This is a genomic window from Patescibacteria group bacterium (assembly GCA_041662965.1).
GTDB lineage: Bacteria > Patescibacteriota > Patescibacteriia > Patescibacteriales > GWC2-42-12 > JACPHD01.
Map to the genome: position 1 here is coordinate 68,255 of JBAZRI010000002.1, position 26,688 is coordinate 94,942.

24 protein-coding genes, 8 tRNA genes, 1 rRNA gene and 1 pseudogene are annotated in these 26,688 nt (G+C 41.5%); 24 read left to right on the plus strand and 10 right to left on the minus strand.

The features are described from left to right. Nucleotides 1-2: 2 nt before the first annotated feature. The 4 genes from WC639_01640 to xerA form a co-directional block, all read right to left on the minus strand. Nucleotides 3-2,102, minus strand: a complete 2,100-nt coding sequence (locus WC639_01640) for a prenyltransferase/squalene oxidase repeat-containing protein (protein ID MFA6306490.1) — start codon at nucleotides 2,100-2,102, stop codon at nucleotides 3-5. 54 nt (nucleotides 2,103-2,156) lie between these two features. After that, nucleotides 2,157-2,699: a DUF4430 domain-containing protein gene (locus WC639_01645; protein ID MFA6306491.1), complete on the minus strand. Its 543-nt coding sequence runs from the start codon at nucleotides 2,697-2,699 to the stop codon at nucleotides 2,157-2,159. A 217-nt stretch (nucleotides 2,700-2,916) separates the two neighbouring features. Then, nucleotides 2,917-2,988 (minus strand) — tRNA-Arg (locus WC639_01650). A gap of 314 nt (nucleotides 2,989-3,302) precedes the next feature. Further along, the gene (gene xerA / locus WC639_01655) at nucleotides 3,303-4,226 is read right to left on the minus strand and encodes a site-specific tyrosine recombinase/integron integrase (protein ID MFA6306492.1); all 924 of its coding nucleotides are present in this window, start codon (nucleotides 4,224-4,226) and stop codon (nucleotides 3,303-3,305) included. 133 nt (nucleotides 4,227-4,359) lie between these two features. On the opposite strand from xerA, the pseudogene rpsO reads away from it, so the two are divergent. The 16 genes and pseudogenes from rpsO (at nucleotide 4,360) to WC639_01735 (ending at nucleotide 16,655) form a co-directional block, all read left to right on the plus strand. Further along, nucleotides 4,360-4,620, plus strand: a pseudogene (rpsO, locus tag WC639_01660) (30S ribosomal protein S15). A gap of 277 nt (nucleotides 4,621-4,897) precedes the next feature. After that, complete coding sequence (locus tag WC639_01665) at nucleotides 4,898-5,395, plus strand: NYN domain-containing protein (protein ID MFA6306493.1); 498 nt, start codon at nucleotides 4,898-4,900, stop codon at nucleotides 5,393-5,395. A gap of 82 nt (nucleotides 5,396-5,477) precedes the next feature. Next, nucleotides 5,478-7,736 carry a polyribonucleotide nucleotidyltransferase gene (locus WC639_01670; protein MFA6306494.1) on the plus strand — a complete coding sequence of 753 codons (2,259 nt, stop codon included), beginning with the start codon at nucleotides 5,478-5,480 and terminating at the stop codon, nucleotides 7,734-7,736. Nucleotides 7,737-7,941: 205 nt separating this feature from the next. Continuing rightward, nucleotides 7,942-8,856 (plus strand): galactose-1-phosphate uridylyltransferase, encoded by a 915-nt coding sequence (gene galT, locus WC639_01675; protein ID MFA6306495.1) that lies wholly within the window; start codon nucleotides 7,942-7,944, stop codon nucleotides 8,854-8,856. Between the two features lie 650 nt (nucleotides 8,857-9,506). Next, nucleotides 9,507-10,995: ribosomal RNA gene (locus tag WC639_01680) — 16S ribosomal RNA — on the plus strand. 252 nt (nucleotides 10,996-11,247) lie between these two features. Continuing rightward, a tRNA-Ile gene (locus tag WC639_01685) sits at nucleotides 11,248-11,321 on the plus strand. Between the two features lie 47 nt (nucleotides 11,322-11,368). Then, entirely contained in the window at nucleotides 11,369-11,605 is a 237-nt protein-coding gene (locus tag WC639_01690; protein MFA6306496.1) for a GIY-YIG nuclease family protein, read from the plus strand. Between the two features lie 37 nt (nucleotides 11,606-11,642). Beyond that, nucleotides 11,643-11,715: transfer RNA gene (locus tag WC639_01695), tRNA-Met, on the plus strand. A gap of 17 nt (nucleotides 11,716-11,732) precedes the next feature. Next, nucleotides 11,733-11,804: transfer RNA gene (locus WC639_01700), tRNA-Phe, on the plus strand. Nucleotides 11,805-11,824: 20 nt separating this feature from the next. Then, a tRNA-Pro gene (locus WC639_01705) sits at nucleotides 11,825-11,895 on the plus strand. Between the two features lie 84 nt (nucleotides 11,896-11,979). Next, nucleotides 11,980-12,054 (plus strand) — tRNA-Gly (locus WC639_01710). Between the two features lie 98 nt (nucleotides 12,055-12,152). Further along, nucleotides 12,153-12,530, plus strand: coding sequence for a 30S ribosomal protein S16 (rpsP, locus tag WC639_01715; protein MFA6306497.1), 378 nt, complete (start codon nucleotides 12,153-12,155; stop codon nucleotides 12,528-12,530). 158 nt (nucleotides 12,531-12,688) lie between these two features. Continuing rightward, a complete protein-coding gene (locus tag WC639_01720) occupies nucleotides 12,689-13,018 on the plus strand; it encodes a KH domain-containing protein (GenBank protein ID MFA6306498.1) in 330 nt (109 codons plus the stop codon). Between the two features lie 146 nt (nucleotides 13,019-13,164). Next, entirely contained in the window at nucleotides 13,165-13,872 is a 708-nt protein-coding gene (gene trmD / locus WC639_01725; protein MFA6306499.1) for a tRNA (guanosine(37)-N1)-methyltransferase TrmD, read from the plus strand. A 530-nt stretch (nucleotides 13,873-14,402) separates the two neighbouring features. Beyond that, nucleotides 14,403-16,094 (plus strand): hypothetical protein, encoded by a 1,692-nt coding sequence (locus tag WC639_01730; protein ID MFA6306500.1) that lies wholly within the window; start codon nucleotides 14,403-14,405, stop codon nucleotides 16,092-16,094. A 114-nt stretch (nucleotides 16,095-16,208) separates the two neighbouring features. Continuing rightward, on the plus strand, nucleotides 16,209-16,655 hold the full coding sequence (locus tag WC639_01735; GenBank protein ID MFA6306501.1) for a pilin: 447 nt from the start codon (nucleotides 16,209-16,211) through the stop codon (nucleotides 16,653-16,655). Nucleotides 16,656-16,997: 342 nt separating this feature from the next. On the opposite strand, the gene WC639_01740 is transcribed toward WC639_01735, so the two are convergent. From WC639_01740 to WC639_01755, 4 genes are all read right to left on the minus strand, one after another. Next, the gene (locus WC639_01740; protein ID MFA6306502.1) at nucleotides 16,998-17,861 is read right to left on the minus strand and encodes an ROK family protein; all 864 of its coding nucleotides are present in this window, start codon (nucleotides 17,859-17,861) and stop codon (nucleotides 16,998-17,000) included. 141 nt (nucleotides 17,862-18,002) lie between these two features. Next, nucleotides 18,003-19,004 (minus strand): beta-galactosidase, encoded by a 1,002-nt coding sequence (locus WC639_01745; protein ID MFA6306503.1) that lies wholly within the window; start codon nucleotides 19,002-19,004, stop codon nucleotides 18,003-18,005. A gap of 30 nt (nucleotides 19,005-19,034) precedes the next feature. Further along, complete coding sequence (locus WC639_01750) at nucleotides 19,035-19,454, minus strand: pilin (GenBank protein ID MFA6306504.1); 420 nt, start codon at nucleotides 19,452-19,454, stop codon at nucleotides 19,035-19,037. A gap of 109 nt (nucleotides 19,455-19,563) precedes the next feature. Continuing rightward, on the minus strand, nucleotides 19,564-20,016 hold the full coding sequence (locus WC639_01755; protein ID MFA6306505.1) for a pilin: 453 nt from the start codon (nucleotides 20,014-20,016) through the stop codon (nucleotides 19,564-19,566). A gap of 78 nt (nucleotides 20,017-20,094) precedes the next feature. On the opposite strand from WC639_01755, the gene WC639_01760 reads away from it, so the two are divergent. From WC639_01760 to tsaE, 8 genes are all read left to right on the plus strand, one after another. After that, nucleotides 20,095-21,528: a flippase gene (locus tag WC639_01760; protein ID MFA6306506.1), complete on the plus strand. Its 1,434-nt coding sequence runs from the start codon at nucleotides 20,095-20,097 to the stop codon at nucleotides 21,526-21,528. Nucleotides 21,529-21,579: 51 nt separating this feature from the next. Then, nucleotides 21,580-22,611, plus strand: a complete 1,032-nt coding sequence (locus WC639_01765; GenBank protein ID MFA6306507.1) for a glycosyltransferase — start codon at nucleotides 21,580-21,582, stop codon at nucleotides 22,609-22,611. Nucleotides 22,612-22,751: 140 nt separating this feature from the next. Then, complete coding sequence (locus WC639_01770; GenBank protein MFA6306508.1) at nucleotides 22,752-23,702, plus strand: RluA family pseudouridine synthase; 951 nt, start codon at nucleotides 22,752-22,754, stop codon at nucleotides 23,700-23,702. 1 nt (nucleotide 23,703) lies between these two features. Beyond that, on the plus strand, nucleotides 23,704-24,345 hold the full coding sequence (locus tag WC639_01775; protein MFA6306509.1) for a hypothetical protein: 642 nt from the start codon (nucleotides 23,704-23,706) through the stop codon (nucleotides 24,343-24,345). Between the two features lie 39 nt (nucleotides 24,346-24,384). Further along, nucleotides 24,385-24,735, plus strand: coding sequence for a 50S ribosomal protein L19 (gene rplS, locus WC639_01780; protein ID MFA6306510.1), 351 nt, complete (start codon nucleotides 24,385-24,387; stop codon nucleotides 24,733-24,735). Nucleotides 24,736-24,741: 6 nt separating this feature from the next. Further along, nucleotides 24,742-24,825 (plus strand) — tRNA-Leu (locus WC639_01785). A gap of 12 nt (nucleotides 24,826-24,837) precedes the next feature. Next, nucleotides 24,838-24,909: transfer RNA gene (locus tag WC639_01790), tRNA-Val, on the plus strand. Between the two features lies 1 nt (nucleotide 24,910). Next, nucleotides 24,911-25,330, plus strand: a complete 420-nt coding sequence (tsaE, locus tag WC639_01795) for a tRNA (adenosine(37)-N6)-threonylcarbamoyltransferase complex ATPase subunit type 1 TsaE (GenBank protein ID MFA6306511.1) — start codon at nucleotides 24,911-24,913, stop codon at nucleotides 25,328-25,330. Here the strand turns inward: tsaE and WC639_01800 are convergent. Together WC639_01800 and lspA are read right to left on the minus strand one after the other, a co-directional pair. After that, nucleotides 25,327-26,235 (minus strand): hypothetical protein, encoded by a 909-nt coding sequence (locus WC639_01800; protein ID MFA6306512.1) that lies wholly within the window; start codon nucleotides 26,233-26,235, stop codon nucleotides 25,327-25,329. The genes tsaE and WC639_01800 overlap by 4 nt on opposite strands. Next, a complete protein-coding gene (gene lspA / locus WC639_01805; GenBank protein ID MFA6306513.1) occupies nucleotides 26,228-26,683 on the minus strand; it encodes a signal peptidase II in 456 nt (151 codons plus the stop codon). Before lspA ends, WC639_01800 begins: the two co-directional genes overlap by 8 nt. Between the last annotated feature and the right edge of the window lie 5 nt (nucleotides 26,684-26,688).

A 26,688-nucleotide genomic window follows, 5' to 3' on the forward strand; every position in this document is an offset into this window, starting at 1 on the left:
AATTATAGCAGAAGCAACAGCAATTTCAACCCTAAAAAAATTCCGGCGATAATAGCGCCTGCGCCGGCAACATATAATGCTTTTTTAGCCACGGCATTAATTTTTTCTTTAGCTGTTACTTTAACGATAACGCCATTATTTTGAGCCTGAGCCTGAATTACATTATTAATCGTAGTTGACGCGGTTTTATTTTCTGCCATCTCCTGGCCTGATTTCTTACTAGCTATATTATTCACGACAACAGTCGGCTTTAGCGAGGTTATTTTCGCGGACAGCACTTTCGGCGTAACTTGCTTTACCGGCTTAACGGCAACGCTTATGGTTTTAACCGTTTCTGACCTGGCCTTTTCTTCGTTAGCTTCAGCCTGAAGCAAACTTTCCGTACTGCTGGCTGTAATTAAATCTTTAGGCGATGAGGTGGCTATATCTAACTTTTCTAAAGTTGAGGTGGCGATTTCATTTTCAACTACGTCAATATTATCAGCCGGCACTTCAGTCAGGCTCGGCGCGGCCAGTTTGGAAAAATTTTGCATAATATTAAGCCACGGCTTACCCTGCGCCGCCGGTATGGCGTAAGCGGTTGACCAGAGGCGATTAGCCTCATAGGCGTTTTCTTTTTCTAAACCGCCGTCAGCGCCCTGGCTTAAAGCTAAATAGCTTTCCGGCGTATTATTATTTTTTTGCCAGGCATCGCTAGATTCGCCTAAAGCCGCTAGAGCCTGCATAGCCCAAGCCGTGGCATAAGTGCTGCCAAAACCGCCGTCGGCGCCCTGGGCGTTCAATAAAAAATTTCTGGCTTTTTGCAAAGCCGGCGCAACGCCGCTTAAAGATGGCGCGGAGGCCAGAGCTTGTATGGCGGCGGCCGTTAAATCAGAACTGCCCCAGGAACCGTCGGCTTGCTGTTTAGCTATTATGAAATCCGCTGTTTTTTTTATTACTTCCTCGTCAGCCGCGTAACCGGCTTTGCTTAAAACCAACAGCGCGAAAATATCGTCATTATATAATGAAGCGTCGCCGAACTGCTGGCCGTCAAACAAATCAATTATTTTATTTATATAATTTGTTTTTACGCCGTTATAGGGATTGATATTTAAAGACATTAAAGCCATGGCGCGGCGCGAATAATCCGACGCTAAATTCATGCCGGCTAACGGATCAGGGTCGGCCAATAAATAATTTTTAATTTTTTGCGCGGCCGAACCATTGGAGTTGGCCGAGGCTAGAGCTATAGCCGCCCAATCGGATTGCAAAACAGCGCCGAAAGAGCCGTCAGAGCCTTGTTTAGCGATTAAAAAATCTATGGCCTTGCCTAAATCAACCTTTAAAGGCGGAACAACCGCGGAACCGCCGCCGGACGCAGGCGGTAAAATTATGCCGCCGCCGCTTGGCTGGTCTTGATCTTGGCTATTATTTTCTTCCTGTCTTGCCTGCGCCGTAATAGTAACTTCAGCGCTGTTAATATAACCGCTTTTTTTGCCATAAATTAAAATCGGCGCTGTCGTGGTAGCCGTATATTCATAAATTCCGCTTACATTTTCCAGCTCCTCGCCGCCGATCATTAAAGCGCTGGAAGCGGCTAAAGACCAAGCCGGATTCCAGCTGGCGTCTAAGCCAAACTGCTCCACCGTTATGGTAGAAGTGGCATTAACATAAGGCGAAGCATTATCCGTAGAAATTTTTAACGGATTGATATTATAGGTTAACAATAATTCTTCGCCGTTAGCCAGCATGTGTTTGTTCAGCGCCGTTAAGCCATATTCCAAGTCACTAAACCAAGCCCAATAGACTCCGTTGCCCGCGTCATTATTTACATAACCGCCAAGGGAATTTAAAAATATATCGTCGCCCCACCAGCCAAAGTCGCTTATTATCCCTGATTGCTCAACCGCGCACTTGGCATTAACCGAAGTAGTGCTGGCGCTAACGCTGTCGGCGCAAGCGATTACATCAATGCTTTGGTCATACAGGCTGGCGTCGTTGGTTTTTATTTGCAGCCTGATAGTCGTCGTGGCCGTATCGGCTTTAGCTATGTCAGTAAAAAACCAAAATGCTAACGCAAACGTAAAAATAAAATAACAAATTTTAAAAAGATTTTTCTTCATACTCATGCATCTGTCATCCCCGCGAAGGCGGGGATCCAGAAATATTTATATTAATCAAAATGATTTATTTTCATACTTCCATTCTATCGTGTCATTATTTTTTAATTCATAATTAGACACGCCGGTTTGCGCCGGCTGGCCATTAACATAATACAGCCAATTGGCTCCGGCCGGATTATTTTTCACGCCGTTAATTTCTTCCATAAAAAAACCCAAACCCGAATAATTTTTGCCGGAAAAATTGATTTTGTTTTCTTGATTTAATATATTCATTAAATCATAGACCGAACCGCCGAGCTTTACCGCGGCTTCATATTTTACTCCGCTGATTATCATTACTACTTTGATTTTTTCTTCGGTCGGCGCAATCACCGGCTTAGGCGCTTCGGTTTTTTCCGGCTTAACAACTTCTTCCAAAGCGGTAGGCGCTACCTCGTCCGGTCCGGTCACTGCCGGTTCAGTTCTCTTCTCAACCGCGCCGGCCTGCTCATTTACGACCGGCTCGCCTTTTTCTTCAGTTAAAAAAATTACTAAACCGCTAGCTAAGGCTATCAGCAAAAATAAAATAAAAATTATCGCTAAATATTTAGTTCTCATAAACAAAAACCCGCCTTTCGAGCGGGTATTATAAATTTAATAAAAAATTAAATCTATTTTCTTTGCTCGAAGAAAAATCGTGATATTAGCTGATTATCAGCATTCTGGCTTGTTCCACCATCACGGCGGACATTACAGCTGCGGCACAGCGCCTCGAATCGCACGAGGACTTTCCTGATATGATTAGTATAACTAATTACCTAAAAAATTCAACTAGTACGCCCAGTTGGAATCGGACCAACATATCCAGCTTAGAAGGCTGGTGTTCTATCCATTGAACTATGGGCGCTCGATTTAGACTAAAATTTAATTAAACAAATATCTCTTACGCAAGCGTTTACTCTAGCCTGCTTGTCCCCGGAGCATAAGCGCAGGGGGAACTATGGGAGCATAAAATAACCATAAAATAAAATTGCCAATTTTCAGCAATACCAAAATACTACCGATTTAAACATGATTTGTCAAAACAATAATTGATAATTATTATTGTTTACGATTTATTTATGAAATTTTCGTGCGAGGACTGTTTGAGCCCCACGGCAGCGGGGCGAGTTCCGCAGTAGAAAATTTCATAAATAAATCGTAAACATTCATGCGGCAATATCATTTCCTATGTCTTCCGTGAAACGCTTTATGCACGTCGCGCAACTGCTGATCGGTAATATGGGTATAAACTTGCGTGGTGGTAATGGAGGCATGGCCGAGCATAGCCTGCACGCTCCTGATATCCGCGCCATTCATTAAAAGATCAGTAGCATAGCTATGGCGCATAGTATGCGGCGTCACTTCCTTGGTAATGCCGGCGATTTTTGAATATTTCTGCACTAAGCGCTGAACACTGCGAGGGGTCAGGCCATCTTGCGTATCACGACCAGAAGCCGCTTTATCATGGCTCGTAAATAAATAGGGGTTCGTATCTAATCGGGATTTTAAATATTCCTCAATCGCCCGCTTGGCATCATCGGATAAAAACACCACGCGTAATTTAGAACCTTTGCCGCGCACCGTAAACTCGTCTTTTTTTAAATTAATGTTCTCAATTTTTAATTTGCATAACTCGGAAACTCTAAGGCCGGTGGAAAAAAATAATTCCAGAATAGCCTTGTCGCGCTTTTTAATAATTTCCGGCGATTCAATCTTAAACGGCGCTTCTAAAATCCTCACTAAATCCGCGCCTTCTAAAAAATCAACTTGCCTTTGCTCCTGCTTGGCCAATTCCACTTTCTCCGGCTCCAGCGATTTTATGTCGTTTTTAACCAAATACTTTAAAAAACCGCGCAAAGCGATTAAATGATAATTTTGCGTATTTTTTTTCAATCCCTCGTTTTTAGCATTGTTCAGGCGATTTAGCCATAACCTGTATTTATGTACTAATTCTTTGCTAATTTTAACGGCATTAACCACGCCAGATTCTTTAGCAAAACCGGCAAATCTTTTCAAATAAAACGCATAATTACTAACCGTGATGCGCGATAAGCCTTTTTCCACCTCTAAATATTCCAAAAAATTATTTATTACCTTATCCATATATTGTTATTTTACGACACCTTGCAATTTTTTACAATTTATGTTAGTCTTAGCTCATAATTTATTAAAAAATAACAGTACCCAGTCTTGGTCAGGGTTTTGTCTCCCTGTCTCGGTCTGGGCCAAAGCCAACATGTTAGACAAAAAAGCCAAGCAAAAAATCATCAACAAGTTTAAGATCCATGACACCGATACCGGATCTTCGCAGGTGCAAATCGCCATTTTAACCGAAGAAATCAAGCAATTGACCGAACACTTGAAAAAGCACAAGCATGACCATTCTTCAAGACGCGGCCTTCTAAAAAAAGTCGGCGAGCGCAGGCGCCTGTTGAAATATCTGCAAAAAGAAGATAAAGAAGCTTTTGACGAACTGGCTAAGGCCTTAAAATTAAGAATCGCCAAAAAGATGATTGAAGACGAAGAAGTCAGGCAAAAAATTGAGGATGAAATTTTAGCCAAGCAAGAATTAAAAGCCGAGCAGGCCGAAGAAGCGGAAAATGAGCGAGCCGAAGCCGAAGACCATAAAAATAAAGAAGACGAAGAATAAAAAGCGCCGGATAAAAATTTTGGTTTTGAGCGCATACGAAATTGTAGTATTTTTCTTGAAAAAAAATACCCAAATTTCGTCTAAGTGAAAAACCAAAATTTTTATCCGGCAAAAATAACTATTTATGATAAAACACAAGGAGCAGAGAATCGGCGTTTTAGTTGATGTTTCCAACATGTACCATAGCGCTAAAAACCTCTATAAAAGAAGAACTAATTTTAAAGAAATTTTAAAGACAGCCATCGCCGGCAGAAAGTTGATTCGGGCTACAGCTTATGTTATAAAAACCGAAAACGAAGAAGGCAATGCTTTTTTTGAAGCTTTAAGCCAGCAAGGCTTTGAAGTTAAAATGAAAGATTTGCAGATTTTCGCCGGCGGCGCTAAAAAGGCCGATTGGGACGTTGGCATTACGGTTGACGCCATTAAACTGGCGGAAAAATTAGATGTTATAATTTTAGTCACCGGCGACGGCGACTACATACCGTTAGTAAATTTTTTGCAGAACACCAAAGGCTGTTTAGTGGAAATTATGGCTTTCCGCCAAACCACCTCAAGCAAATTAATTGAAGAAGCCGATGATTTTACAAATTTAAGCGAAGACAAAAGATACTTATTGAAATAAATAATAATTAACGCTTGACCTGCGAACAGATAGTACTGTGGCTTAACCATAGTTCTGTAGTTTGTCGGCCAAGCACAAAAGTATGAACGAACAAACATTCAGTTGCGACTGGCTTGGCCGCACTCTCACTATTAAAACTGGCAAATTGGCCAGACAAGCTGACGCCGCCGTGACCGTGCAATACGGCGATACGTCTGTTTTAGCGACCGTTGTGGAGGCTAAAACCGAACGGGAAGGCATTGATTTTTTCCCGCTGATGGTTGAATTTGAAGAAAAACTCTACGCCGCCGGCATTATTAAAGGCTCGCGCTGGATTAAGCGCGAAGGCCGTCCGTCCGACGAAGCGGTTTTAACCGGGCGCATGATTGACCGCTCTATCAGGCCGCTCTTCGGCGCTGATTCAAAAAAAGACGTGCAGGTGATGATTACGGTTTTATCCGCCGACGGGAAAAACGATTATGACATCGTTTCCTTAGTCGCGGCTTCAGCCGCTTTGTCCATCGCCGGCTTAAACTGGCACGGGCCGATCGCCGGGGTTAGAGTCGGGCGAGTTGAAGGCCAATATATTTTTAACCCGACTTACGAGGAAAGAATAATCAGCGATATGGATCTAATCGTGGCCGGCACCGGCGCCAAAGTCATTATGATTGAAGCCGAGGGCAAAGAAATAACAGAAAGCGATATGATAGAGGCGATTAATGTCGGGCAAAAAAATCTGCAAGCTGCCATTGATTTAATAAAGGAAGTGAAAAAAAATGTCGCGGTAACGAAAAAACCGGCCGCTAAAAAATTAGTCGGCTCGGACGAAATCGCCGCGGCCGAAGAAATGGAAAAAATCTTTGCTACCGCTAAAGCTTGGCTTGATGAAAATATCGCTAAAATTTTATTTGATAAAACTCATTATACCAAAGGCGAAAGAAAATCGGCCGTAGCCGCGATTAAAGAAGGCTTGGACCAATATTTATTTGATCAAAATATCAGTAAAGACAAGCGCGCGGCCGCCATCGGCCATTTAGTTGACGAGATGGTTGAGACTGAAGTCACCCGCGCGATCCTTAAAGACAAAAAAAGAGTTGACGGCCGGAAACTTGACGAAATCAGAAATTTATCCGCCGAAGTCAGCGTATTGCCGCGCATCCACGGCTCCGGCTTATTCAACCGCGGCGAAACCCAAGTTTTATCCATCGTTACTTTAGGCGCTCCCGGCATGGAACAATCTCTAGAAGGCCTGGAAGGCGTTGGCACTAAACGCTATATGCATCATTATAACTTCGCCCCATTCTCGGTCGGCGAAGCCAGGCCGATAAGATCAACCGGACGAAGAGAAATCGGGCATGGCGCTTTAGCGGAAAAAGCTTTAGTGCCGGTTTTGCCGACCAAAGAAGAATTCCCTTATACTATCCGCGTAGTCTCGGAAACTTTGGGCTCAAACGGCTCGTCTTCTATGGCCGCGACCTGCGGTTCAAGTTTGGCTTTAATGGACGCGGGCGTGCCGATTAAAAAAACCGTGGCCGGTATTGCCATGGGACTAGCCTCTAACGAAGATATGAGCCAATGGGAAATTTTAACCGATATCCAGGACTTAGAAGACGGCGCCGGCGGTATGGACTTTAAAATCACCGGCACGGCCGACGGCATAACCGCTATTCAATTAGACACAAAAACCAACGGCTTAACCGAAGAAATGATTACCAAAACCATTACCCAATCAAAAAAAGCCAGACTGGAAGTTCTCTCGGCCATGAATAAAGCCATTGATAAGCCAAGGGCTGATTTATCGCCTTACGCTCCGCGCATTACCAGTTTTCATATTGAACCGGATCGCATCAGGGAAGTTATCGGCACCGGCGGCAAAGTCATTAACGAAATCATTGCCGCGACCGGCGTTTCGATTGATATAGACGATGACGGATTGGTTATGGTCTGCGGCACTGACGCGGCCAAAGTAATTGAAGCCGTAGACTGGATTAAAAATATCGTGCGCGACTTTGAGCCGGGCGAAATTTTTAAAGGCAAAGTCGTCCGCTTAATGGATTTCGGCGCTTTTATTTCATTAACTCCGAGCAAAGACGGCATGGCGCACGTTTCCGAACTTGCTCCGTACCGAGTCGGCCGACCGGCTGATTTCATAAACATCGGCGACGAGGTAACGGTTAAAATTATTGAAATAGACGACATGGGTCGAATCAATCTAAGCTTAAAAGACCTGCCGGAAAACGAGCATCTTTGGAAAGACGGCAAAGGCAAACAAGAAATGGGAGCTTTCGGCAATGGCGGGCGTCCATCCTTCGGCGGCGGTGATCGCGGGAGCAGAGGCGGCAGAAACAGAGACAGATATTAATTTGCCGCCCCATACCGTCATTCCTGCGTAGGCAGGAATCCAGAAGTATTTGTCATTGCGAGCGAGCCCGTACTCGGGCGACGAAGCAATCTCTAAATTCCTTCACATAAAAAACACTCCTTTAAAAAGGGGTGTTTTTGTTTGCTGTCTTTGCCACAATAGACTAGACATACTATAATAGAATTATAATTATAAGCGATAAAATATGTTAAAATCCGAAATACGCAAAGACTATTTATTAGATAAATATGTCATCATTACGCCCGGCCGCGCCAAGCGCCCGCGCGATATTAGGGAGCAGACCATTATTTCCCGCGTTTCCGATTGCCCGTTTTGCCCGGAAAAAATAGACAAAAAAAATATTGTTGATGAAATTAACGGCCCGGAAGGCAGAATATTAAGCGTCAAAAATATCTTTCCGGCCGTGACGCTGGACAATAAAAAAGCTTACGGAGCGCAAGAAGTAGTGATTGAAACCCCTGATCATGAAAAAGAACTCCATGATTTAAGCGAGGCGCAGATTGAGCAGCTTTTAAGAATGTACGCTAAGCGCACCGCGGCTTTATGCAATATAAAAAACATTGAATATGTTTTATGCTTTAAAAACCAAGGCTCAAAAGCCGGCGCTTCCATCGTGCACGCCCATTCCCAGATTTTCGCCACCGATATCATGCCCTCGGAAATTAAAGAAGAATTAAAATTATCTCATGAATACCAGCTCAACCATAAAACCTGCCCTTACTGCGACGTTATAAAAAAGGAAATGAAATCGCCCAGAAAAATTTACGAAGATAAATATATCGCCGCCTTCGCGCCTTACGCCAGCCAATACCATTATGAAAGCTGGATTTTCACCAAGCGCCATTTAGACAACATAACCAAACTGAATGACGGCGAATTTAAATCATTCGCCAAATCATTAAAAAAAATCTTGATAAAATTAAGCGAACTAGATTTATCTTTTAATTATTTCCTGCATCAGTCTGTTTCCGAAAAAGAACAGCATTTTTATTTAAAAATCCAGCCGCGCGACAGCGTCTGGGCCGGCATTGAGCTTGGCTCCGGGCTTATAATAAACTCCGTAGAACCCGAAGAAGCGGCTGAATTTTTCAGGAAATAAGTTTATCCCTTCGCCTATTTATAGGCGTGCGGGGGGCATAGCTTGTTTAAAACCTGTGCATTATATTATCCATGCCGGCTTAAGTAATTTTTTCAGATTAATTTAATACTCTAAAATTAGCCAAAAATATTATAAAATTTAATAATATTAAATAAAAAGGCCTTAGCCCTTGACATTTATAAAGATTTTCTTTAATATTACAATACAATATAAATTTATTCATAAATGAAAAATTAACTGAATAAATAACAGGCACAACTTGAAAACACATGAAGAAAAAAACAGTGATAGTTGCTTGGGCAAATATCCCTGTTTTTTTCTTTCGCTAAAAGCAAAAGACGCAACTTAACAATTAAATCTACTCTGTGGAACAATTTCGATCAGAGGTTTCGAAATTGCGATAAGCAGCATTAATATTTCCACAAGAGTAAGGCTCTGAAAATTCGCCCCCCGGCGAATAGATAAAGAGCAAATTTCAATACTAACAGGCGCTAATTCTAACTTTTCTCCGGTTTTTTATTAAACCGGGGAAGAATAAATCTGGAGATTAATTTCTTCAAATATTTCAATATTTATCTTCGTAAGAAATATATATTGAACATGGCTAAATCCATGTAAAAAAAGTTAAGCAGGAGCAACCTGAATAAAAACTTATTGAGAGTTTGATCCTGGCTCAGGATGAACGCTGGCGACGTGTCTAAGGCATGCAAATCGAGGGGTCCGTAGCAATACGGACACCGGTAAACGGGTGCGTAACACATTGGTAACTTACCCCGAAGTCATGAATAAGCCTGCGAAAGCGGGTCTAATACATGATGGAAGCGAGGGGACTAAAGTCATTCTCGCTTAAAGATTTATCGCTTCGGGAAAGGCCTATGGCCTATCAGCTAGTTGGTGAGGTAATGGCTCACCAAGGCAATGACGGGTAGCGGGATTGAGAGATCGACCCGCCTCACTGGGACTGAGATACTGCCCAGACTCCTACGGGAGGCTGCAGTCAAGAATATTCCCCAATGGCCGAAAGGCTGAGGGAGCGACGTCGCGTGCATGAAGAAACCCTTCGGGGTGTAAAGTGCTTTTAACCGGGAAGAATCTATGACGGTACCGGTTGAATAAGGGGCTGCTAAACTCGTGCCAGCAGCAGCGGTAATACGAGTGCCCCAAGCGTTATCCGGATTTATTGGGCGTAAAGCGTACGTAGGTGGTTTATCGCATCTCCTGTTAAATCCCGAGGCTCAACCTCGGGTCTGCGGGAGAGATGGCTAAACTGGAGACCGGGAAAGGTAAGTGGAATTGCTGGTGTAGGGGTTAAATCCGTTAATATCAGCAAGAACACCAAATGTGAAGACAGCTTACTAGAACGGTTCTGACACTAAGGTACGAAAGCGTGGGGAGCGAATGGGATTAGATACCCCAGTAGTCCACGCCGTAAACGATGAATGCTGAGCATTGGAAGTATCGACCCTTCCAGTGCTGTCTACCTAAGTTAACACCTTAAGCATTCCGCCTGGGGAGTACGAGCGCAAGCTTAAAACTCAAAGGAATAGACGGGGACCCGCACAAGCGGTGGAGCATGTGGTTTAATTCGACAGTAAGCGAGGAACCTCACCAAGGTTTGACATCCGGCTGCAGAGCCCTGGAAACAGGGCAGCCTTCGAGGGTGCCGGACAGATGCTGCATGGTTGTCGTCAGCTCGTGTCGTGAGATGTACCGTTAATTCGGGAAACGAGCGCAACCCCTATCCTATGTTTCATGTGTCATAGGAAACTGCCCGCTTTAAGTGGGAGGAAGGTGGGGATGACGTCAAATCAGCATGGTTCTTACACCTTGGGCGACACACGTGCTACAATGGGAAGCACAAAGGGACGCCAAATCGCAAGATGGAGCAAATCCTTTAAAACTTCTCTCAGTTCGGATTGAGGTCTGCAACTCGACCTCATGAAGCTGGAATCGCTAGTAAACGTGAATCAGCCACGTCACGTTGAATACGTTCTCGGGTCTTGTACTCACCGCCCGTCACGTCAAGAGAGTCGGTAATACCCGAAGGACCTCGTAAGAGGTACTAAGGTAGGATCGATGATAGGGACGAAGTCGTAACAAGGCATCCGTAGCGGAAGCTGTGGATGGATCACCTCCTTTCTAGGGAGATTTTTTGGTGAACAATCAAAAGAGTCGAAGAGTTAGCGCCTGTTAGTGTTGAAAATCACGTAGCTCATAACTCGTAACTCACAACTCAAATAATTTATTAATTGAGTTACGGGTTATGGGTTACGAGTTGCGAGAAAATAAACAAATAGTTTTATGGGCCTATTTGTCCCCCTTCGCTTAAGCTACGGAGGATAAATCATAAAAAGACTGGTCCTAAACTATTTAGAAGCAGTTTTTTTATTGGGGCAACTAGCTCAGTTGGTTAGAGCGCGACACTGATAATGTCGAGGTCGGAGGTTCAACTCCTCCGTTGCCCACCCTCCTTCGCTGAAGCTACGGAGGACAAGCCATTAGAGGATTGTCTATGTATTATATTTATATTTTATTTTGCTCAGACGAAACCTATTATGTTGGATTAACTGAGAATATTAAAAAAAGAATAATACAACATAAAAACAGTTTAGTTGATTATACAAAATATAGATTACTAATTAAAGTTATTTGGATTGGAATATTTAAAAATAAAAAGATTGCCGCAAACTTTGAAAAATATCTAAAAACCGGATCTGGTAATGCATTCTTTAAAAAAAGATTAGTTTAATTCGCTAAGCTTGCGATACGAAGCTTTAGCGTAGTATCGCGGGGTAGAGCAGTTGGCAGCTCGCCAGGCCCATAACCTGGAGGTCGTGGGTTCAAATCCCACCCCCGCAACATAGAAAGTTAATTGAGCCTCGGTAGCTCAGTGGTAGAGCAAATGACTGAAAATCATTGTGTCGTCAGTTCGATTCTGACCCGGGGCACTAGAAACAATAATTGAACTCGGGCTGTCGTATACCGGTAGTACGCATGCTTTGGGAGCATGTCGACTGGGTTCAATTCCCAGCAGCCCGACCCTCTTTCGCTAAAGCTTCAGAGGGCAAGCCGCAACAATAAGCGGGCTTGCCCGCCGTAGCTTTTGCGGTAGCAAAAGCGTAGGCGGGTATCGTATAGTGGCTTTTATGCTAGCCTTCCAAGCTGGAGAGACGGGTTCGATTCCCGTTACCCGCTCCAAACTTATCCGCCTCGGGTGGATTGACAAAAAACCATTACTGGGCTAATATCCATCAATAACCGTCATTGTTATAAATTAATTAATAAGCAACAAAAACATGTTAACTATCAGACTATCAAGAGTAGGCAAAAAGAATATGCCGCTATACCGCGTCATCATCTCGGAGAAGCAAAAAGATCTTTATGGCAGCTCTTTAGAAATTTTAGGCTCTTACAATCCACACACCAAAGAGCTAAAAATTGACGCCGAAAAAACCAAACATTGGATTTCTAAAGGCGCCGGCATGTCAAACACTGTCAACAATTTATTAATTGAGAAAAAAATTATTGAAGGCAAAAAGGTAAAAGCTTCAAAAGATCGAAAGCCTAAAAAAGCCCCGGCTCCGGCTAAAACTGCCGCCGAACCGGCTATGGAAGAAGCTGCTCCAACCCCAGCCCCAGCCGAAGAGCCAAAAACCGAACAACCTGCCGCCTAAAACTGGCTTTGCCCGGCATATTGACAAATATTTAATTTATGTTATAATAACATAATCCCAATAAATTTGGGTCTAATTATTAAGAGATCTTTCAATTCTGACTGAAAATATTTACAGGGGCTAACCCTTAAAGTCAGCTTTGCAAGAAAAAGAAAACTATGGCTGCTCAACCAACCGATAAAGAATTCTTGGAGTTCATCGCCAAGTCAGTTGTCTCTAACCCTGATGCAATATCAGTGGAAAGAACAGTAGACGAAATGGGAGTTTTGTTAACGCTTAAAACCGATCCGGCCGACATGGGCTACATTATTGGCCGAAAAGGTCAGACCGCTCAAGCCATCCGAACTTTATTAAAGATCGTTGGCGCTAAAAACAATGCTCGCGTTAATTTAAAAATCTATGAACCGGAAGGTTCAAGACGACCGGCCAGAACTGAAAATGAAAGCGCCGGCATTGACACTTCATCTGTTGATGATTTAAAAATCTAACATCAAACTTAGATATATAAGCAAAAAACCACACACCGTTGTGGTTTTTTGTTATAATAAAAGTATTGTCATTGCGAGAAGCCTGTAATCAGGCGACGAAGCAATCTCACGAATTATTATAATAATCTAAAGATAGCTACACATCTATGACTTTCCACATCATCACCATCTTCCCCCATATCTTTAACTCTTATTTCAACGAGAGCATTCTTAAGCGCGCACAAACCAATAAATTGATAAACATAAAAATCCATAACTTGCGCGATTGGACGACTGATAAGCATAAAACCGTAGACGATACGCCGTTCGGCGGCGGCGCCGGCATGGTTATGAAAATTGAACCGCTATATAAGGCAGTAGAAAGTATAAAGTATCAAGTAGCTAAGAATAATAAAAAATTCCTTAATACTAAATACTTGATACATGATACTAGGACCATTTTGTTTTCCGCCAAAGGTAAAACTTGGAATCAGAAATTAGCTAAATCGCACGCCAAATTAGATAATATCATTCTCATCTGCGGCCGCTACGAAGGCGTTGACGAAAGAATCACTAAATTTATTGATGAAGAAATTTCCATCGGCGACTATGTTTTAACCGGTGGCGAAATTGGCGCTATGGCCATAGTGGATTCTATTACTCGCCTACTGCCTGGCGCCTTAGGCAACGCGGACAGCACTAAATTTGAATCGCACACTATTCCCGGCATCCTAGAACACCCGCAATACACTCGGCCGGAAATTTTCATCGCTAACGGCAAAAAATTTCGCGTACCAAAAGTCCTCCTCTCCGGCAACCATAAAAAAATAGCCGACTGGCGCGCCAAAAAATCCAAACATATTCGCCCCCTTTAACAAATTTATCCGCCTCTGGCGGAGGGGGCAGGGGGGATTTTACTTTTGTCATTCCCACTACTTTTTTGTCATTGCGGGCTTGATCCGGGATCCATTTCCTTTTCACCTGTCATTGAGAGAAGCCCGTACTCGGGCGACCTGCCGGCCGGCAGGCAGGCGAAGCAATCTCACGAATAACTATTAACAAGTAAAGCTAATTAACTGCGAATATTCTTCTTACCTCAAAAAGACTAAAATATTCTTCTTATATTTTACCTAATTTTAGCCATAAAAAGTCAACAATATACCAATTTTTGGTATTATGGTTGACTTTTTTTTGATTTTATGCTATTATATAATATTCTAGTCGTACCTTTTTCTCTCACTTTTAGTCATATTCAGCATTATCATTCCCGCATAAGCGCGAATTCAGAAAAGCTTTAATTTAAAGAAAGAGCCTAAATGCCTTACGGCCAAAAGCGAGAGAAAAAAGGTTCGACTTAGTCGGACTTTAACAATTTGAAAAAACAATAAACATATAGGAGGTAAAAATGGACATTAAATCAATTCTTAGCGAATTTGGCACGGCTTTATTGGCTGACGTTTTCAGTATTAAAATGTTGACCAAACTGTTAGCGAAAGGAGCAAGCAGACAAGAAGGGTCTGCTGCTACTGCCACTACTGCTTCTACCGCCACTGCTCCCGGAACTGATGAAATTAAATTTGGCGGCATTTTTGATTTATCCGAGGAAACAGCTTATTTAAGTCTAATGGCAAAAATGGAATCTGATCCTCAATTAAAAAATGCGGCAATTAAAATTTCTAGTTTCGTTAATGGCAACAATTTTCAAAACCATGGCCAACGGCGAAGGTTTAGGGTCGTGGTGGGCAAACTCGCCAATATTGAGTATATCAAAGAAGATTTAGTCACAGAAAAACAAATTCCAAACCCTAAGGGCGGTAAACCGGTTATTGAAAAAACAACCAAACAGACAAAAAGTAACCTCGGGTTGGAATTTCTTAAGAGTTTTTCTCGATTAAGTGAAGAGGAGATGCTGGAAATTTGCAAAGCTTCTGGCATTATGGAATCGACAATGGATAATATCGGCGAAGGCTTAAGCCACGCCGGCGAGGAAATCTCCAAAATCGCAAAAAAAATTGAAAGTAGCCAAATTGCTCAAGATATAATGGCTGGTTCTGCAAAAAAAATGAGGGAGAGAATCCAAACACTCGAAGAATCTCCATACCCGCCTACTGAAGGTGAATGCGAAGAAAAAAAGATGACCATCTCGGTATTCCTAACTTTAACATTTGAATGGCTATCGGCTGAATATAAAACCGGCGACCTGAATGATGCTCTTGAAAAGGTAAAAAACATTATAAATATAACCAAGCAAAAAGCACAACAATGGTGGATCTGGGCGAAGCGTTTGGCCATCTGGGGAACGATCATTTCATTTGTTATTTTCTTGGCTGGTATATTCATCGGAGGATTTACACAATTGGGATGGCCGAATTCAGTAGTTGGTTTGTTAATCGCCCCGATACTTTTTGCCATTTTGGTGTGGTGGACCCCGCTAGTCGCAATTATAGCGGTAATATACGAAATTACCCACTTAAGAATTAAGGGGGCAACGAATGTAGGAATCACTCAAGCAAAATGGTGGCTGAATTTCGTCTGCGGAGTTCTGCTTTGGCAAGTAATCATCTCATTGGCTTTTACTTTTATCCCCTACTGGAATGCGATTTCGCGTATCCCGGTGATGATCCTGCTTGCTCTTGGAATGGCTCTAATGAGTCTCCGGTGGGGAGGTATAACCTGGTATAGGTCAATCATCAAAACTTTGGTAGCGCTAATGTTTATTCTCCAAGTAACGGTGTGTTTCTTACCAGCAACTGCCACTGCTATACACTCGCTATTAGGGAAAACCGATAGCTTAATAGCAACATGGTTGACTACTGGAGCATGGATTGATAATTCTAATGATCGTGAAATTAAAAAAATGTCGGGGGGCCTTTGGATTGTCAGTTTCAAAAACGCTGACCCCATAGAGTTAGATATTCCTCTAAATTCACGATTCCTCATCTCCGCTTCGGAGGCTATAAATCTTCAGTGGCCAGTTATGGGCAACCCAGGCGAATTCTGTACGGTTCCTTTGAACACCGAAATCACTAACAAAATTTTTGCCAAAGTCACCCTGAAGGGTGAAGCAGGCAAAACAATCACAGTTAAACTGCTGTAAAGGAGGAAAGCAGTTTAACTTACGAGGGCTATGAACTTTTTTGTTCACCCTCGTTTTATTTTGCTTAAAATAGAAAAAATGGTATTATATTAATATAATATTTAATAAATGTCTATGAAAAAATTACTACTAATTTTCTTATTTATCGCCGTAAGCCTATTTATTGGAAATTTTGTTTTAGCTGGGTGTATTTGTAATGGTAATCCGACAAGTGACACCGAGACTGCTTGTGGAGACAGGCTAGCATCAGATTTCTGCATATGGAGAGAAACTGAATCTGGCGGCTCCGCCGGTCCCGTCTCCCTCCCCAACCCCCTTGGCGAGGGAAAAACCGACATCCCCACTCTACTCGGCAAAATCGTTTCTTCCGTCCTCGGCGTAGTCGGCTCTTTAGCCTTGGTTATGTTTATCTACGGCGGCATTACCTGGATGCTGTCGGCCGGCAACCAGGAGCAGGTGACCAAAGGCAAAAATATTCTAATCTGGGCGACCGTTGGCATTGTGATTATCTTTACTGCCTACGCGCTGGTTAGATTTGTTTTGACGACGGTAACTAGTTAATAAACTAATAGTTTACAATCTATAACATAAAACACGGTCTTGACCGTGTTTTATATTTTCAAAATTTATCAAAATCACCCCGGGGTTTGGGGTGACGAATAAGCGCCAAGGCGTGAGCATCAAAAGATAAATCAACGTGATAGCGCATTGAGGCACCCCAAAACTTCTTTGGTTACTTTCTTAGTTATAAGAAAGTAACCCCTAGCGGAGCGTCACGAACAGATTAATTTAGGAAAGGTAAGCTACAATGTTCAAACAAGTATCAAATAAATAGATAACACCACATTAATATAACTAACCCCTGGATCCCGGATCAAGCCCGGGATGACAAAACAAAAAAATTTATGAGATTAGCAGCGCTGCTCCGATCGCTCCAGCGTTAGCGCCTAGCTTGCCTTTTACTATTTTTACTACTTTCGCCTCCGGCGACTTAATATACTGCCTCATAATCTTTTTAGTGCGCGATAAAAACAAATCGCTAGATTCAACTACTCCCCCGCCTACGATTATTATTTCCGGATCTAAAAGATTTACCACATTAGCCAGGCTAATACCTAAATAATGACCGAACTCGTCATAAGATTTTTCCGCTAAAATATCCCCGTGGTAAGCTTCGTCGGCTAAAGCCGCCGGACTGTCTTGCATTAATTTGTGATAGGCTTCTTCTAATTTCATGCCTTCTTTAAAATCAACCGTCAGCCAGCCGGCTTCGGTAGCCGAACCGTGCGCTCCCCGATAAATTTCGCCATTACGCCACCAGGAGCCGCCAATACCTGTACCCACGGTTATGCCAAAAACATTAGTGTGCTTTTTACCGGCGCCAAATTTCATTTCCGCGCGTAAAAAACAATGCGCGTCATTATCTATCTTAATTTGCTCTATGCCCAGCTTAGCCGCTAAATTTTCCGGCAGCTTAAGGCCGTTGAGTAGCGGTAAATTCGGCGCTTCCACGATTTTATTTTCTTTATAATCAAGCATAGCGGCTATGCCCACTCCCAGGCCTTTAATAACGCCGCCGCCGGCCTTAGCTTTATCCATAAGCGGCTCAACCAAAGCCTTAAGCATAATCATAAAATGCTCCAAATCGTCTTTGGGCGTGGCTAAAACATAGTCGGCGATAACTTTTTCCCCATCAAACAAAACCGCGCTCATCTTTGTGCCGCCGATGTCTACGCCGATAGTATAATTTTTGATTGATTTAGTCATATATTTTAGTTGATGGGGCTAAATTTTATTAAATTTTTGAACGAGGACTGTCTGAGCTCGAGTACTCTCGGGCGAAGTTACGAGAGGAGAAAATTTAATAAATTTAGCCACATCTCTCATGCGATTTATAATTTAAATGGATTATTTATTAAATAATTTCCTAGCTTCCCTCCACATCTCCGGCCGACCCTCTCGCATCTCCCAATACCAAAATTCCACGCCCCAAAGATAAAATTCGCGAAAACCGGTCTGGCGCCCGAACTCTATCATCTGTTTAAATTTTTCCGGACTCATAGTTTTATCGCGGTCGGCTTGGGATAAATCTTGGTAAGCTTTCGGCCCCCAAGGCTCGGCTTGCATCTCTATTACTATCCAGCTCTTAGGCTTGGCGAATAAGCCGGCCATGTTCTTTTTAAATTTAAAAAAGGCTGGCGTAATCGGATAATGAATATAGCGTTTAAAAAAATTGGAGTAAGTGTTTAAATACATGGTCGTGCCGAAAATATCAGCGCGCTTAGCCGCGCCCACCCAGTAAGACAACTCACCTGAATCGGTAACAACAATCGGCCGGGCATCAAGGCTTCTGGCCAGCGAAATTTCCTGGTCTAAAAATTTGGCGTCAAATTTCGGGCAGTCGCCGAAATGGGATAAAAACGGCTCATTTTCTATCTGCCAGGCAATGATATTTTTATGGTCTTTATAGCGCTCAATTACCCGGGAAATATAATCCAAAGTTTTATTTTCTATTTGCGCCTTTAACCGCCCCTTTGTCCAATCCGGAAAATGGCATTCGGGCCAGCGGGGAAGCCTAGCGCCAACCGCTAAAATAATTTCCGCTTGCCGCGCGCCGGCTTGGCTTATTTGCCAATCAAGATCCTCCCAAAAATAATCGCCTTCTTGATTTTCAATTTCATCCCAATAGGCCGACAACCTTATCTTTTTTACCCCTAAGTCATCAAAAACTGATAAATAAATGTTTCTCCACTCAAGCCCTAAGCTTTCGGCGTGTTTTTTAGAAAAAGTCAGCCCGTACTCTAATTCATCTTTTTCATAAACACGGCCTTGGCTAAAAACAAAAACAAAAAATAAAACTAAAATTAAAACAATAAAAAATATTTTAACCAGACGAAAATTTTTCAACATAATTAAATTCTCTGGACTAAACGCGCTCGGCTAAGCTCCGGTAGTCGCTCCGACGATTTGATTTATGACGAAATTAGTCAGCGCGTAAGCCGATAAAATAATAATTAGGCCGATCACGCCGTTAATCAGCATTTTTTTAGCCTCGGAGACGTTTTCTTCGTTGCCTCCAGCCGTCATCCATTTAAAACCCGCATATAAAACTATGATAACGGCGATGATGCCGAGAAAGCCTAAAATAAATTTAATAATATCGGCCGCAACCTGGCGCGGATCGCGGTCAGCTGCCTCGCCCAAACCTGAATTATCTCTAGTATAAGTTTTTAAATCATTGCCTCCCCAATAATCATCTGAACTCACGGCTAAGGATTGCGAGGCTGGAGCCAAAACTAAAATGGCCAACGAGAAAATCATCGCCGCCGTAATGACTTTCTTAAAAAAAATTTGTTTCATAATTTTATTTACCCCGTTAAATCCGCCCTGCGGAAATTCGCTAAAAGCGAATTTATTTAACAGGGTGAATAAATTAATTTGTTAACTTAAAGTGCTCCGGGCATAAAAGCTACTGCCAAATCACCGGTGTATCGGTAGTCGCTCCGACTATATAGCTTATAATAAAAGTAGCTAAGGCATAAGCCGATAAAATAATAACTAAGCCGATCACCGCGTTAATCAGCATTTTTTTAGCCGTAGCGACGTTTTCTTCGTTGCCTCCGGCAGTCATCCATTTAAAGCCGGCGTATAAAATTATCACCACTGTTATTATTCCTAAAAACCCCAAAACAATTTTAATTATATCCACAATTGTCATTCTGATATCTCTAGGCGTGCTCCCGTCATAAGCTTGGCCAACCTGATTAAGCCCGCCGTCGTTAACCCTCTGCCACCAATCACCTTCAGCCTTGACTTGATTAATAGCGCTAAAATCGGCCGTAACCGGGGCTAGAGCTAAAAACATAGACAAAAATACAGCGCTTAGGCTATACTTAATAATTGATTTAAATTTTTTAGTCATAAACATATTATTTTGCTATAATTTAATTATAATAATCTTATTAATATTATATCTAAAATTAGTAAATCAAGCAAAGTTATGACCTTATCCGCCCAAGTCGCTTACAACACTATCATCCAAATAGCCGGCAAAGCCGTTTCTACCGCCCTGGGGCTAGCGGCCATTGCCGTTATGGCCAGATACTTGCGCGAGATCGGCTTTGGCCAATATACCACCATTATTACTTTTTTATCGTTTTTCGGCATTATAGCGGATTTTGGCTTAACTTTGGTAACCTCGCAAATGATCAGCCGGCCGGGCAATAACCAGGCCGCCTTATTAAATAACCTTTTTAGCCTGCGCTTGATTTCCGCCGTGTTCTTTTTGGGTTTGGCGCCTTTAATTGTTTTATTCTTCCCTTATGAGCCGATCATTAAATTAGGCGTGGCCGTAGCCGCGCTGTCGTTTTTTTTCACGGCCTTAAACCAAATTTTAGTGGGTTTTTTCCAAAAAAACCTGACTATGACCGTGGTGGCAATAGCCGAAGCGGTTAGCCGGGCGCTTTTGCTTATAGGCATTATTATAACCGCCTATTTGGATTTAGGCCTATTAGCCATTATGGTAGCGACGGTTGCCGCCAGCTTAGTAAGCTTTATTATGCATTATTGGTTTTCCCGCCGTTTTATTAAAATCGGCTGGCAAATCGACCTAACCGTCTGGCGCGAAATCATTAAAAAATCATGGCCGCTCGGGCTAACTATTTTTTTCAATCTAATTTATTTAAGAGCCGATATTTTTATCTTATCGCTCTTTAAAAGCCAGGCGGACGTCGGCATTTACGGCGCCACCTATAAAGTGATTGACGTTTTGACTACTTTACCTTTTATGTTCGCCGGCTTGATTTTGCCAATATTGACCTCCGAGTGGGCCGGCAAAAATTTCCCAAAATTCAACCAAGTCCTGCAAAAATCCTTTGACGCCATGGTTATGCTGGCTATTCCCCTGATTGTCGGCGCCCAGCTTACCGCCGATCCGCTGATGGTACTAATCGCCGGAGAAAATTTCGTCCAATCCGGCTATCTTTTAAAAATATTAATTTTAGCCATCGGCTTTATTTTTATCGGCTGCTTATTCGCTCACGCGGTTATCGCCCTAGACAAGCAAAAAAATATTATTGGCGCTTATATCTTTACCGCCCTGACCGCGCTCGCCGGCTACCTTATTTTTATCCCCCGCTTTTCCTATTACGGCGCCGCCTGGGTGACTGTTTACAGCGAACTTGCCATTGCCCTGTTTTCCCTCTATATTGTAATCAAACACAGCCAATTCAGGCCGAATCTAAGCATTATCCTTAAATCATCGGCCGCCTCGCTGATAATGGCTTTAAGCATTTATTTATTAATCGGCAAACTTAGCCTTATCTTAACGATTTTATCCGCCGGCGCGATTTATCTGTTTTGCCTCTACTTATTCAAAGGCTTTAGCTCTGTCATTCCGGCCTCCGAGCCGGAATCCAGTATTCACCCCCTTTAATAAAGGGGCTAGGGGAATTTTACTGTATTTATCAATGACAAAAAATTATTTATGACCAAAATTCTCCTGATTAATTCATCGGCTGAAAAAAATTTATTGCTGATTCGCGCCTGTAAAGAACTGGAGCAAAAAAACTTTTCCTTGGCTTTTCTGTCTTCAAAAAAACCCCTGCTCGGGCAATTTAAATTCCTGTTTTTATTAACCGGCTTTAGGCTTAAGCGAAAAGTTGACATAGTCGCCTGCCTTAATTTCAATGAGAAAATTGTTATTACCCCGTTGGCCCGCTTGTTTGGCTTAAAAGTTATATGGCTTGAAGGGCCGGAAGCAGACTACCGGCAATTTAATAAATTTTTATTGGCATTATATAAATTAAATTTCCGGCTGGCGAAAACCATTGCTTTTAATAATTATTCTAAACTAAAATTAAAAAATATCGGCTGCGATGAAAATAAAATAAGCCTGATAACTCCGGGCGCCAAGCTTTCTCCCTACCAAGAAAATATTTTTAATAAGCTGGCTAGCGCCGGCCGGGTGAATTTCCACCGCAAATATTTTACGGTCGGCCTCGTAACCGCTTTAAACCAAAAACAAAAAATTGAAACGATTTTCCAGGCCATAAAAACCAGCTTGCCGGTAATCCCCAATATCCAGCTGATTATAATCGGCGAGGGCGAAGAAAGGAAGAATCTCTCATGGCTCGCAAAAAAAATGGAAATTGATAATCTAGTCTGGCTGGTCGGCGAACAGGAACAGCTGAAAAAATGGCTTGACAGTTTTGATGTTTTTTTGGCTTTGGGAGAAAAATTATCGCTTGATGATTATGGCAATATTCTAGAAGCCATGGCCGCCGGCCTGCCGGTTCTAGCTCCGCGCAATATCGGTCTGGAAGACTTAATTATGGAAAATAATACCGGCGCGCTGATTGAATCCAATAACAGCGAGATGCTGGCGCGGCAAATTATTAAATTACATCAAGACAAGCGTTTACGCCTGTTTTTAGGCAAAAACGGCCGAGAACGCGCCAGCCGATCATTCACTTTGGAAATAATGGTTGAAAAATTAGCAGTCATATTAAAAAATTAACTATTTTTGTTCAGGCTAAATTTACTAAATTTTCGTGCGAGGACTGTTTGAGCGAGCGTTAGCGAGCGAGTTCCGCAGTAGAAAATTTTGTGAATTTAGCCTGAACTTTCATGTCATAAAATAGCATGAATCATATTCTTATGACCATAAAAATAACCGAAAAAAATTACGGCGAACGGCTGGATAAATTTTTAACCGGCTCCGGCCATTTAAAGCTTTCGCGAAACCAAATCCAAAAACTGATTGAGCAAGGCTTAATCAGCATAAACAGCTTAACCGTTTCCGCGCATTACCTGCTTAGGCCAAACGACATTATTAATGTGGCCAAAAATCTTTTTTTGGATAAAAAATCAATTGATAAAGAGAAATTAGCCGGCCTGCCGGATCATAAAATAAAAATTATCCATGAGACCGCTGAATTTTTAGTGATAAATAAGCCGGCCGGACTGGCCGTGCATGGGCTAAATAATTACACCCTGGCTGATTGGCTGATGGAAAAATATCCAAAAATAAAAAAAATAGGCGATGACCCGGAAAGGCCGGGCATAGTGCACCGCCTGGACAAAGACGTTAGTGGACTGATGGTCATAGCGAAAACCCAGGCCGCTTTTAACAGCCTTAAAAAACAATTTCAAAACCGGACAATAAAAAAACAATACACCGCTTTAGTTCATGGCAAAATAATAAAAGACAGCGCTATTATTAACTTTCCGATTAAACGCTCGCGCGAAGGCTATAAAATGGCGGCTCTACCGGCGACGGTCAAAGGCGAACCGACCGAGGCCGGACGGCTGGCGGAAACGGAGTTTATGGTTTTACAAAGATTGATAAATTACACGCTGTTAAAAATAAAAATTAAAACCGGCCGCACTCATCAAATCAGGGTCCATCTGGCCGCCTACGGCCACCCGATCGTCGGCGATGATACTTACAGCACGGCTAAAACCAGAGCGCAAAATAAAAAATTAAACTTAGGCCGGATTTTCTTAATCGCCGACCATTTATCTTTTAACGACCTTAAGAATAAGCGGCAAGATTATAAAATAAATCTGACCGAAGAATTAAAAAATCTTCTAAAAATTGTAAAATAATATGAAAAAAACAGGAAAAATATTTATTATTGCCGGTCCGACAGGAGGAGGAGAAAGTACTATCACCAATAAAATAATAAATCGCTACCCTTCTTTTAAAAGGTTGGTCACGGCCACTACCAGAAAGCCAAGAATTAAAGAAAAACATAAAATTGATTACTATTTTTTTAACAAACCAAAATTCAAAAAAGAAATAAAAAAAGGCAACATTATTGAACATACCTATATTAAAAACCGTAAGGCATATTATGGCAGTTATAAGCCGGATCTAGAAAAAAAATTAAATGAAGGCTATAACATTATTATTAATCCAGACGCAGTGGGGGCAAAATATTATAAAAAATATTATAATGCTGTCACAATTTTTATAAAACCCGATTCACTTGAAAGCATCAAAAAAAGGCTTATTGCCAGAGATCCTAAAATCAAACCAGTTGAATTAAAAAAACGAATGGAAAATGCTAGAAATGAAATAAAAAATGAATCACGTTTTTACGATTTTACTGTTATAAATGCGCAAGGAAAGCTTAACCTGGCTATAAAAGAAGTCATTAAAATCATAAAAAAGCTTAAAGGAAAAAGATTGACAAAATCGGTTTATTATTATAGTATAACTAAATCATTAAATATTAAGCATATTTAAAATAGAACCGTTAATGTTCTATTTTTAAATATAAAAAATATGGCAAAAGCAAAAGAAGCAGTCATGGCGAAAATAAACCCGGAAGATTTAAAGCCCGGGATGACGGTCAGAGTCTACCAAAAAATTAAAGAGCTTAATTCTAAAGGCGAGGAGAAAGAAAGGGTGCAGTATTATGAAGGCATAATCATCGCTAAAAAGCACGGTAAAGAAGCCGGCGGAACGATTACGGTTAGAAAAGTATCCGACGGCGTTGGCGTGGAAAAAATCTTTCCTCTTAACCTGCCGACCATCACTAAAATAGAAATTAAAAAGCAAAGCCGGGTAAGGCGGGCTAAATTATATTTTTTGCGCGATTACAATAAAAAGATTAAAGACGTAAAAATCGCTTAAACTCCGGCCGAGGTGGCGAAACTGGTACACGCACTACCTTGAGGTGGTAGCGGGGGCAACCCCTTGCAGGTTCAAGTCCTGTCCTCGGCACCCACGCCTCGCGGACAGTTAGCTCAATGGTAGAGCACTGCGTTTACATCGCAGGGGTTGCAGGTTCGAGCCCTGCACTGTCCACATGAAATTTCTCTCCGCGTCTCCAAAACAAACTTTTAGCTTTGCAAAAAACTTCTCTAAAAAATTAACCGGCGGCGCTACACTTGGGCTAATCGGCGATTTAGGGGCCGGCAAGACTGTTTTCACCAAAGGTTTGGCGGCTGGTTTAGGCATTAAAAAAAACATCACCAGCCCGACTTTTGTCTTGATGAAAGTTTACTCCGTTAAATCATTAAACATTAAATTTTTAGTTCATATTGACGCTTACCGAATTAAATCAGGCCGTGATTTAATAGCTATCGGCGCTGATGAATATTTTAACCGGCCGGACACGGTAACTATCATAGAATGGGCGGATAAAATAAAAAAAATCTTGCCTAAAAAGGCAAAATTGGTTAAAATAAGCTTCCTAAAAAATAATTTAAGAAAAATTATTTTTTAATTTACCTCCTGTCCAGCTTTTTCTTCATTTAAACTATTACAATATTTTTGGATATCGCTACAAACTCGATCTTCTCCAAAGTTAATATTATTGCTTTCGCCAGGATATTTTTTTTCCTCTTCATCCCGTATATTTTGTACAATTTTTAAAACTCTACCATAACTATCGGCGATGGTTGTTTTACCTCTTTTTTTCGCATACTCGGCAAAATCATTCAATTGCATCTCAATCTGGCTGATAATTAAAAATTTTACGTGATGTTGGGCTAGGCTTCTTTTTTTATTATCTACCCACAACTTAATTATTTCATTTAAATTCTTCATATCAACGCCGATAATTACTCTAGGAACATTTTTCATTTCTCCACGATAAGTATCGGTTAAAAGGTATTGAATAACCCCAATATTCCCTTTATCTATCCGTTTTTTTATACTGTCCATTTTATCAATAATGCCTTTGCCAAAAGTTATATCTACGCCTAAAGCTAAATGGGAGGTTGATGATGTCTCGGTTTGCTCAAACTCGATTATTTCATCTATGCCATTTTTTAAATCATCATACCAAGAGGCTTTTTGAGCGGTAGCATGCTCCCCCAGCCAGCCGTTCATATCAATTTGATCATGAATTATGGCTTCAAAAACTATGGCATATTTTTGCGCTTCTATTTGCTCGGGCGTATTATCAATTTTAAATTTTTGCTGTCTTTGCTCCACATAATCACCATGCTCTTTTATTATCCGACTTTTATATAAATCTCTAAATTCGTCCTGACTTATTCTTTCTTCGTTAAGTAATTCAACAGCTTTTTTATAAGCTATGTTCAAATTTATTTCATGTTCTTCGCTATCACTTCCTCTTTCTTGTTTATTAATTAATATAGCTTCGGGTGAAAAATTTTTATTCATATTTATGATTTTTAATAGATAACAACAATAAAATTACGCCAACCGTTATCATTATGTCAGCTAAATTAAACACGGTAAAATATTTTAAATCCAAATAATCAATTACAAAGCCATATTTAAGCCTGTCAAATAAATTACTGCTGGCGCCGGCGATAATTAGAGATAACGCCACGGCCTTAAAGATTTGCGCCTTTTTAAGGCAAGCCAAGCCGAATAATATTAAAATTACTATTATCAAGGCGATTAAAATCATCAGCGGCCAGCCGGCTAAAGGCAAGGAAAAAGCAATATAGTAATTATTTTTATAGCTAAATTTTAAAATTTCACCCAATAAATTAAATTCGCTCGCCTGATTGGCAAAAGAAAAAACCTTAAAAAATCTATCCAGTGCAATAAAAAAAATGACAGCCATGCTAATCGCTATCATTTTTTTAAAATCTTTAAGCATAAGTC

Excerpts from the sequence above, each read along its gene's own strand:
- lspA (MFA6306513.1), bottom strand. The coding sequence starts at position 26,683 with ATGCTTAAAGATTTTAAAAAAATGATAGCGATTAGCATGGCTGTCATT.
- WC639_01740 (MFA6306502.1), bottom strand. The coding sequence starts at position 17,861 with ATGACTAAATCAATCAAAAATTATACTATCGGCGTAGACATCGGCGGC.
- WC639_01775 (MFA6306509.1), top strand. The coding sequence starts at position 23,704 with ATGAAAAAAACAGGAAAAATATTTATTATTGCCGGTCCGACAGGAGGA.
- WC639_01800 (MFA6306512.1), bottom strand. The coding sequence starts at position 26,235 with ATGAATAAAAATTTTTCACCCGAAGCTATATTAATTAATAAACAAGAA.
- WC639_01760 (MFA6306506.1), top strand. The coding sequence starts at position 20,095 with ATGACCTTATCCGCCCAAGTCGCTTACAACACTATCATCCAAATAGCC.
- rpsP (MFA6306497.1), top strand. The coding sequence starts at position 12,153 with ATGTTAACTATCAGACTATCAAGAGTAGGCAAAAAGAATATGCCGCTA.
- WC639_01730 (MFA6306500.1), top strand. The coding sequence starts at position 14,403 with ATGGACATTAAATCAATTCTTAGCGAATTTGGCACGGCTTTATTGGCT.
- WC639_01640 (MFA6306490.1), bottom strand. The coding sequence starts at position 2,102 with ATGAAGAAAAATCTTTTTAAAATTTGTTATTTTATTTTTACGTTTGCG.
- WC639_01720 (MFA6306498.1), top strand. The coding sequence starts at position 12,689 with ATGGCTGCTCAACCAACCGATAAAGAATTCTTGGAGTTCATCGCCAAG.
- WC639_01750 (MFA6306504.1), bottom strand. The coding sequence starts at position 19,454 with ATGAAACAAATTTTTTTTAAGAAAGTCATTACGGCGGCGATGATTTTC.
- rplS (MFA6306510.1), top strand. The coding sequence starts at position 24,385 with ATGGCAAAAGCAAAAGAAGCAGTCATGGCGAAAATAAACCCGGAAGAT.
- WC639_01665 (MFA6306493.1), top strand. The coding sequence starts at position 4,898 with ATGATAAAACACAAGGAGCAGAGAATCGGCGTTTTAGTTGATGTTTCC.
- WC639_01765 (MFA6306507.1), top strand. The coding sequence starts at position 21,580 with ATGACCAAAATTCTCCTGATTAATTCATCGGCTGAAAAAAATTTATTG.
- WC639_01745 (MFA6306503.1), bottom strand. The coding sequence starts at position 19,004 with ATGTTGAAAAATTTTCGTCTGGTTAAAATATTTTTTATTGTTTTAATT.
- WC639_01770 (MFA6306508.1), top strand. The coding sequence starts at position 22,752 with ATGACCATAAAAATAACCGAAAAAAATTACGGCGAACGGCTGGATAAA.
- WC639_01755 (MFA6306505.1), bottom strand. The coding sequence starts at position 20,016 with ATGACTAAAAAATTTAAATCAATTATTAAGTATAGCCTAAGCGCTGTA.
- WC639_01670 (MFA6306494.1), top strand. The coding sequence starts at position 5,478 with ATGAACGAACAAACATTCAGTTGCGACTGGCTTGGCCGCACTCTCACT.
- WC639_01735 (MFA6306501.1), top strand. The coding sequence starts at position 16,209 with ATGAAAAAATTACTACTAATTTTCTTATTTATCGCCGTAAGCCTATTT.
- WC639_01645 (MFA6306491.1), bottom strand. The coding sequence starts at position 2,699 with ATGAGAACTAAATATTTAGCGATAATTTTTATTTTATTTTTGCTGATA.
- tsaE (MFA6306511.1), top strand. The coding sequence starts at position 24,911 with ATGAAATTTCTCTCCGCGTCTCCAAAACAAACTTTTAGCTTTGCAAAA.
- trmD (MFA6306499.1), top strand. The coding sequence starts at position 13,165 with ATGACTTTCCACATCATCACCATCTTCCCCCATATCTTTAACTCTTAT.
- galT (MFA6306495.1), top strand. The coding sequence starts at position 7,942 with ATGTTAAAATCCGAAATACGCAAAGACTATTTATTAGATAAATATGTC.
- xerA (MFA6306492.1), bottom strand. The coding sequence starts at position 4,226 with ATGGATAAGGTAATAAATAATTTTTTGGAATATTTAGAGGTGGAAAAA.
- WC639_01690 (MFA6306496.1), top strand. The coding sequence starts at position 11,369 with ATGTATTATATTTATATTTTATTTTGCTCAGACGAAACCTATTATGTT.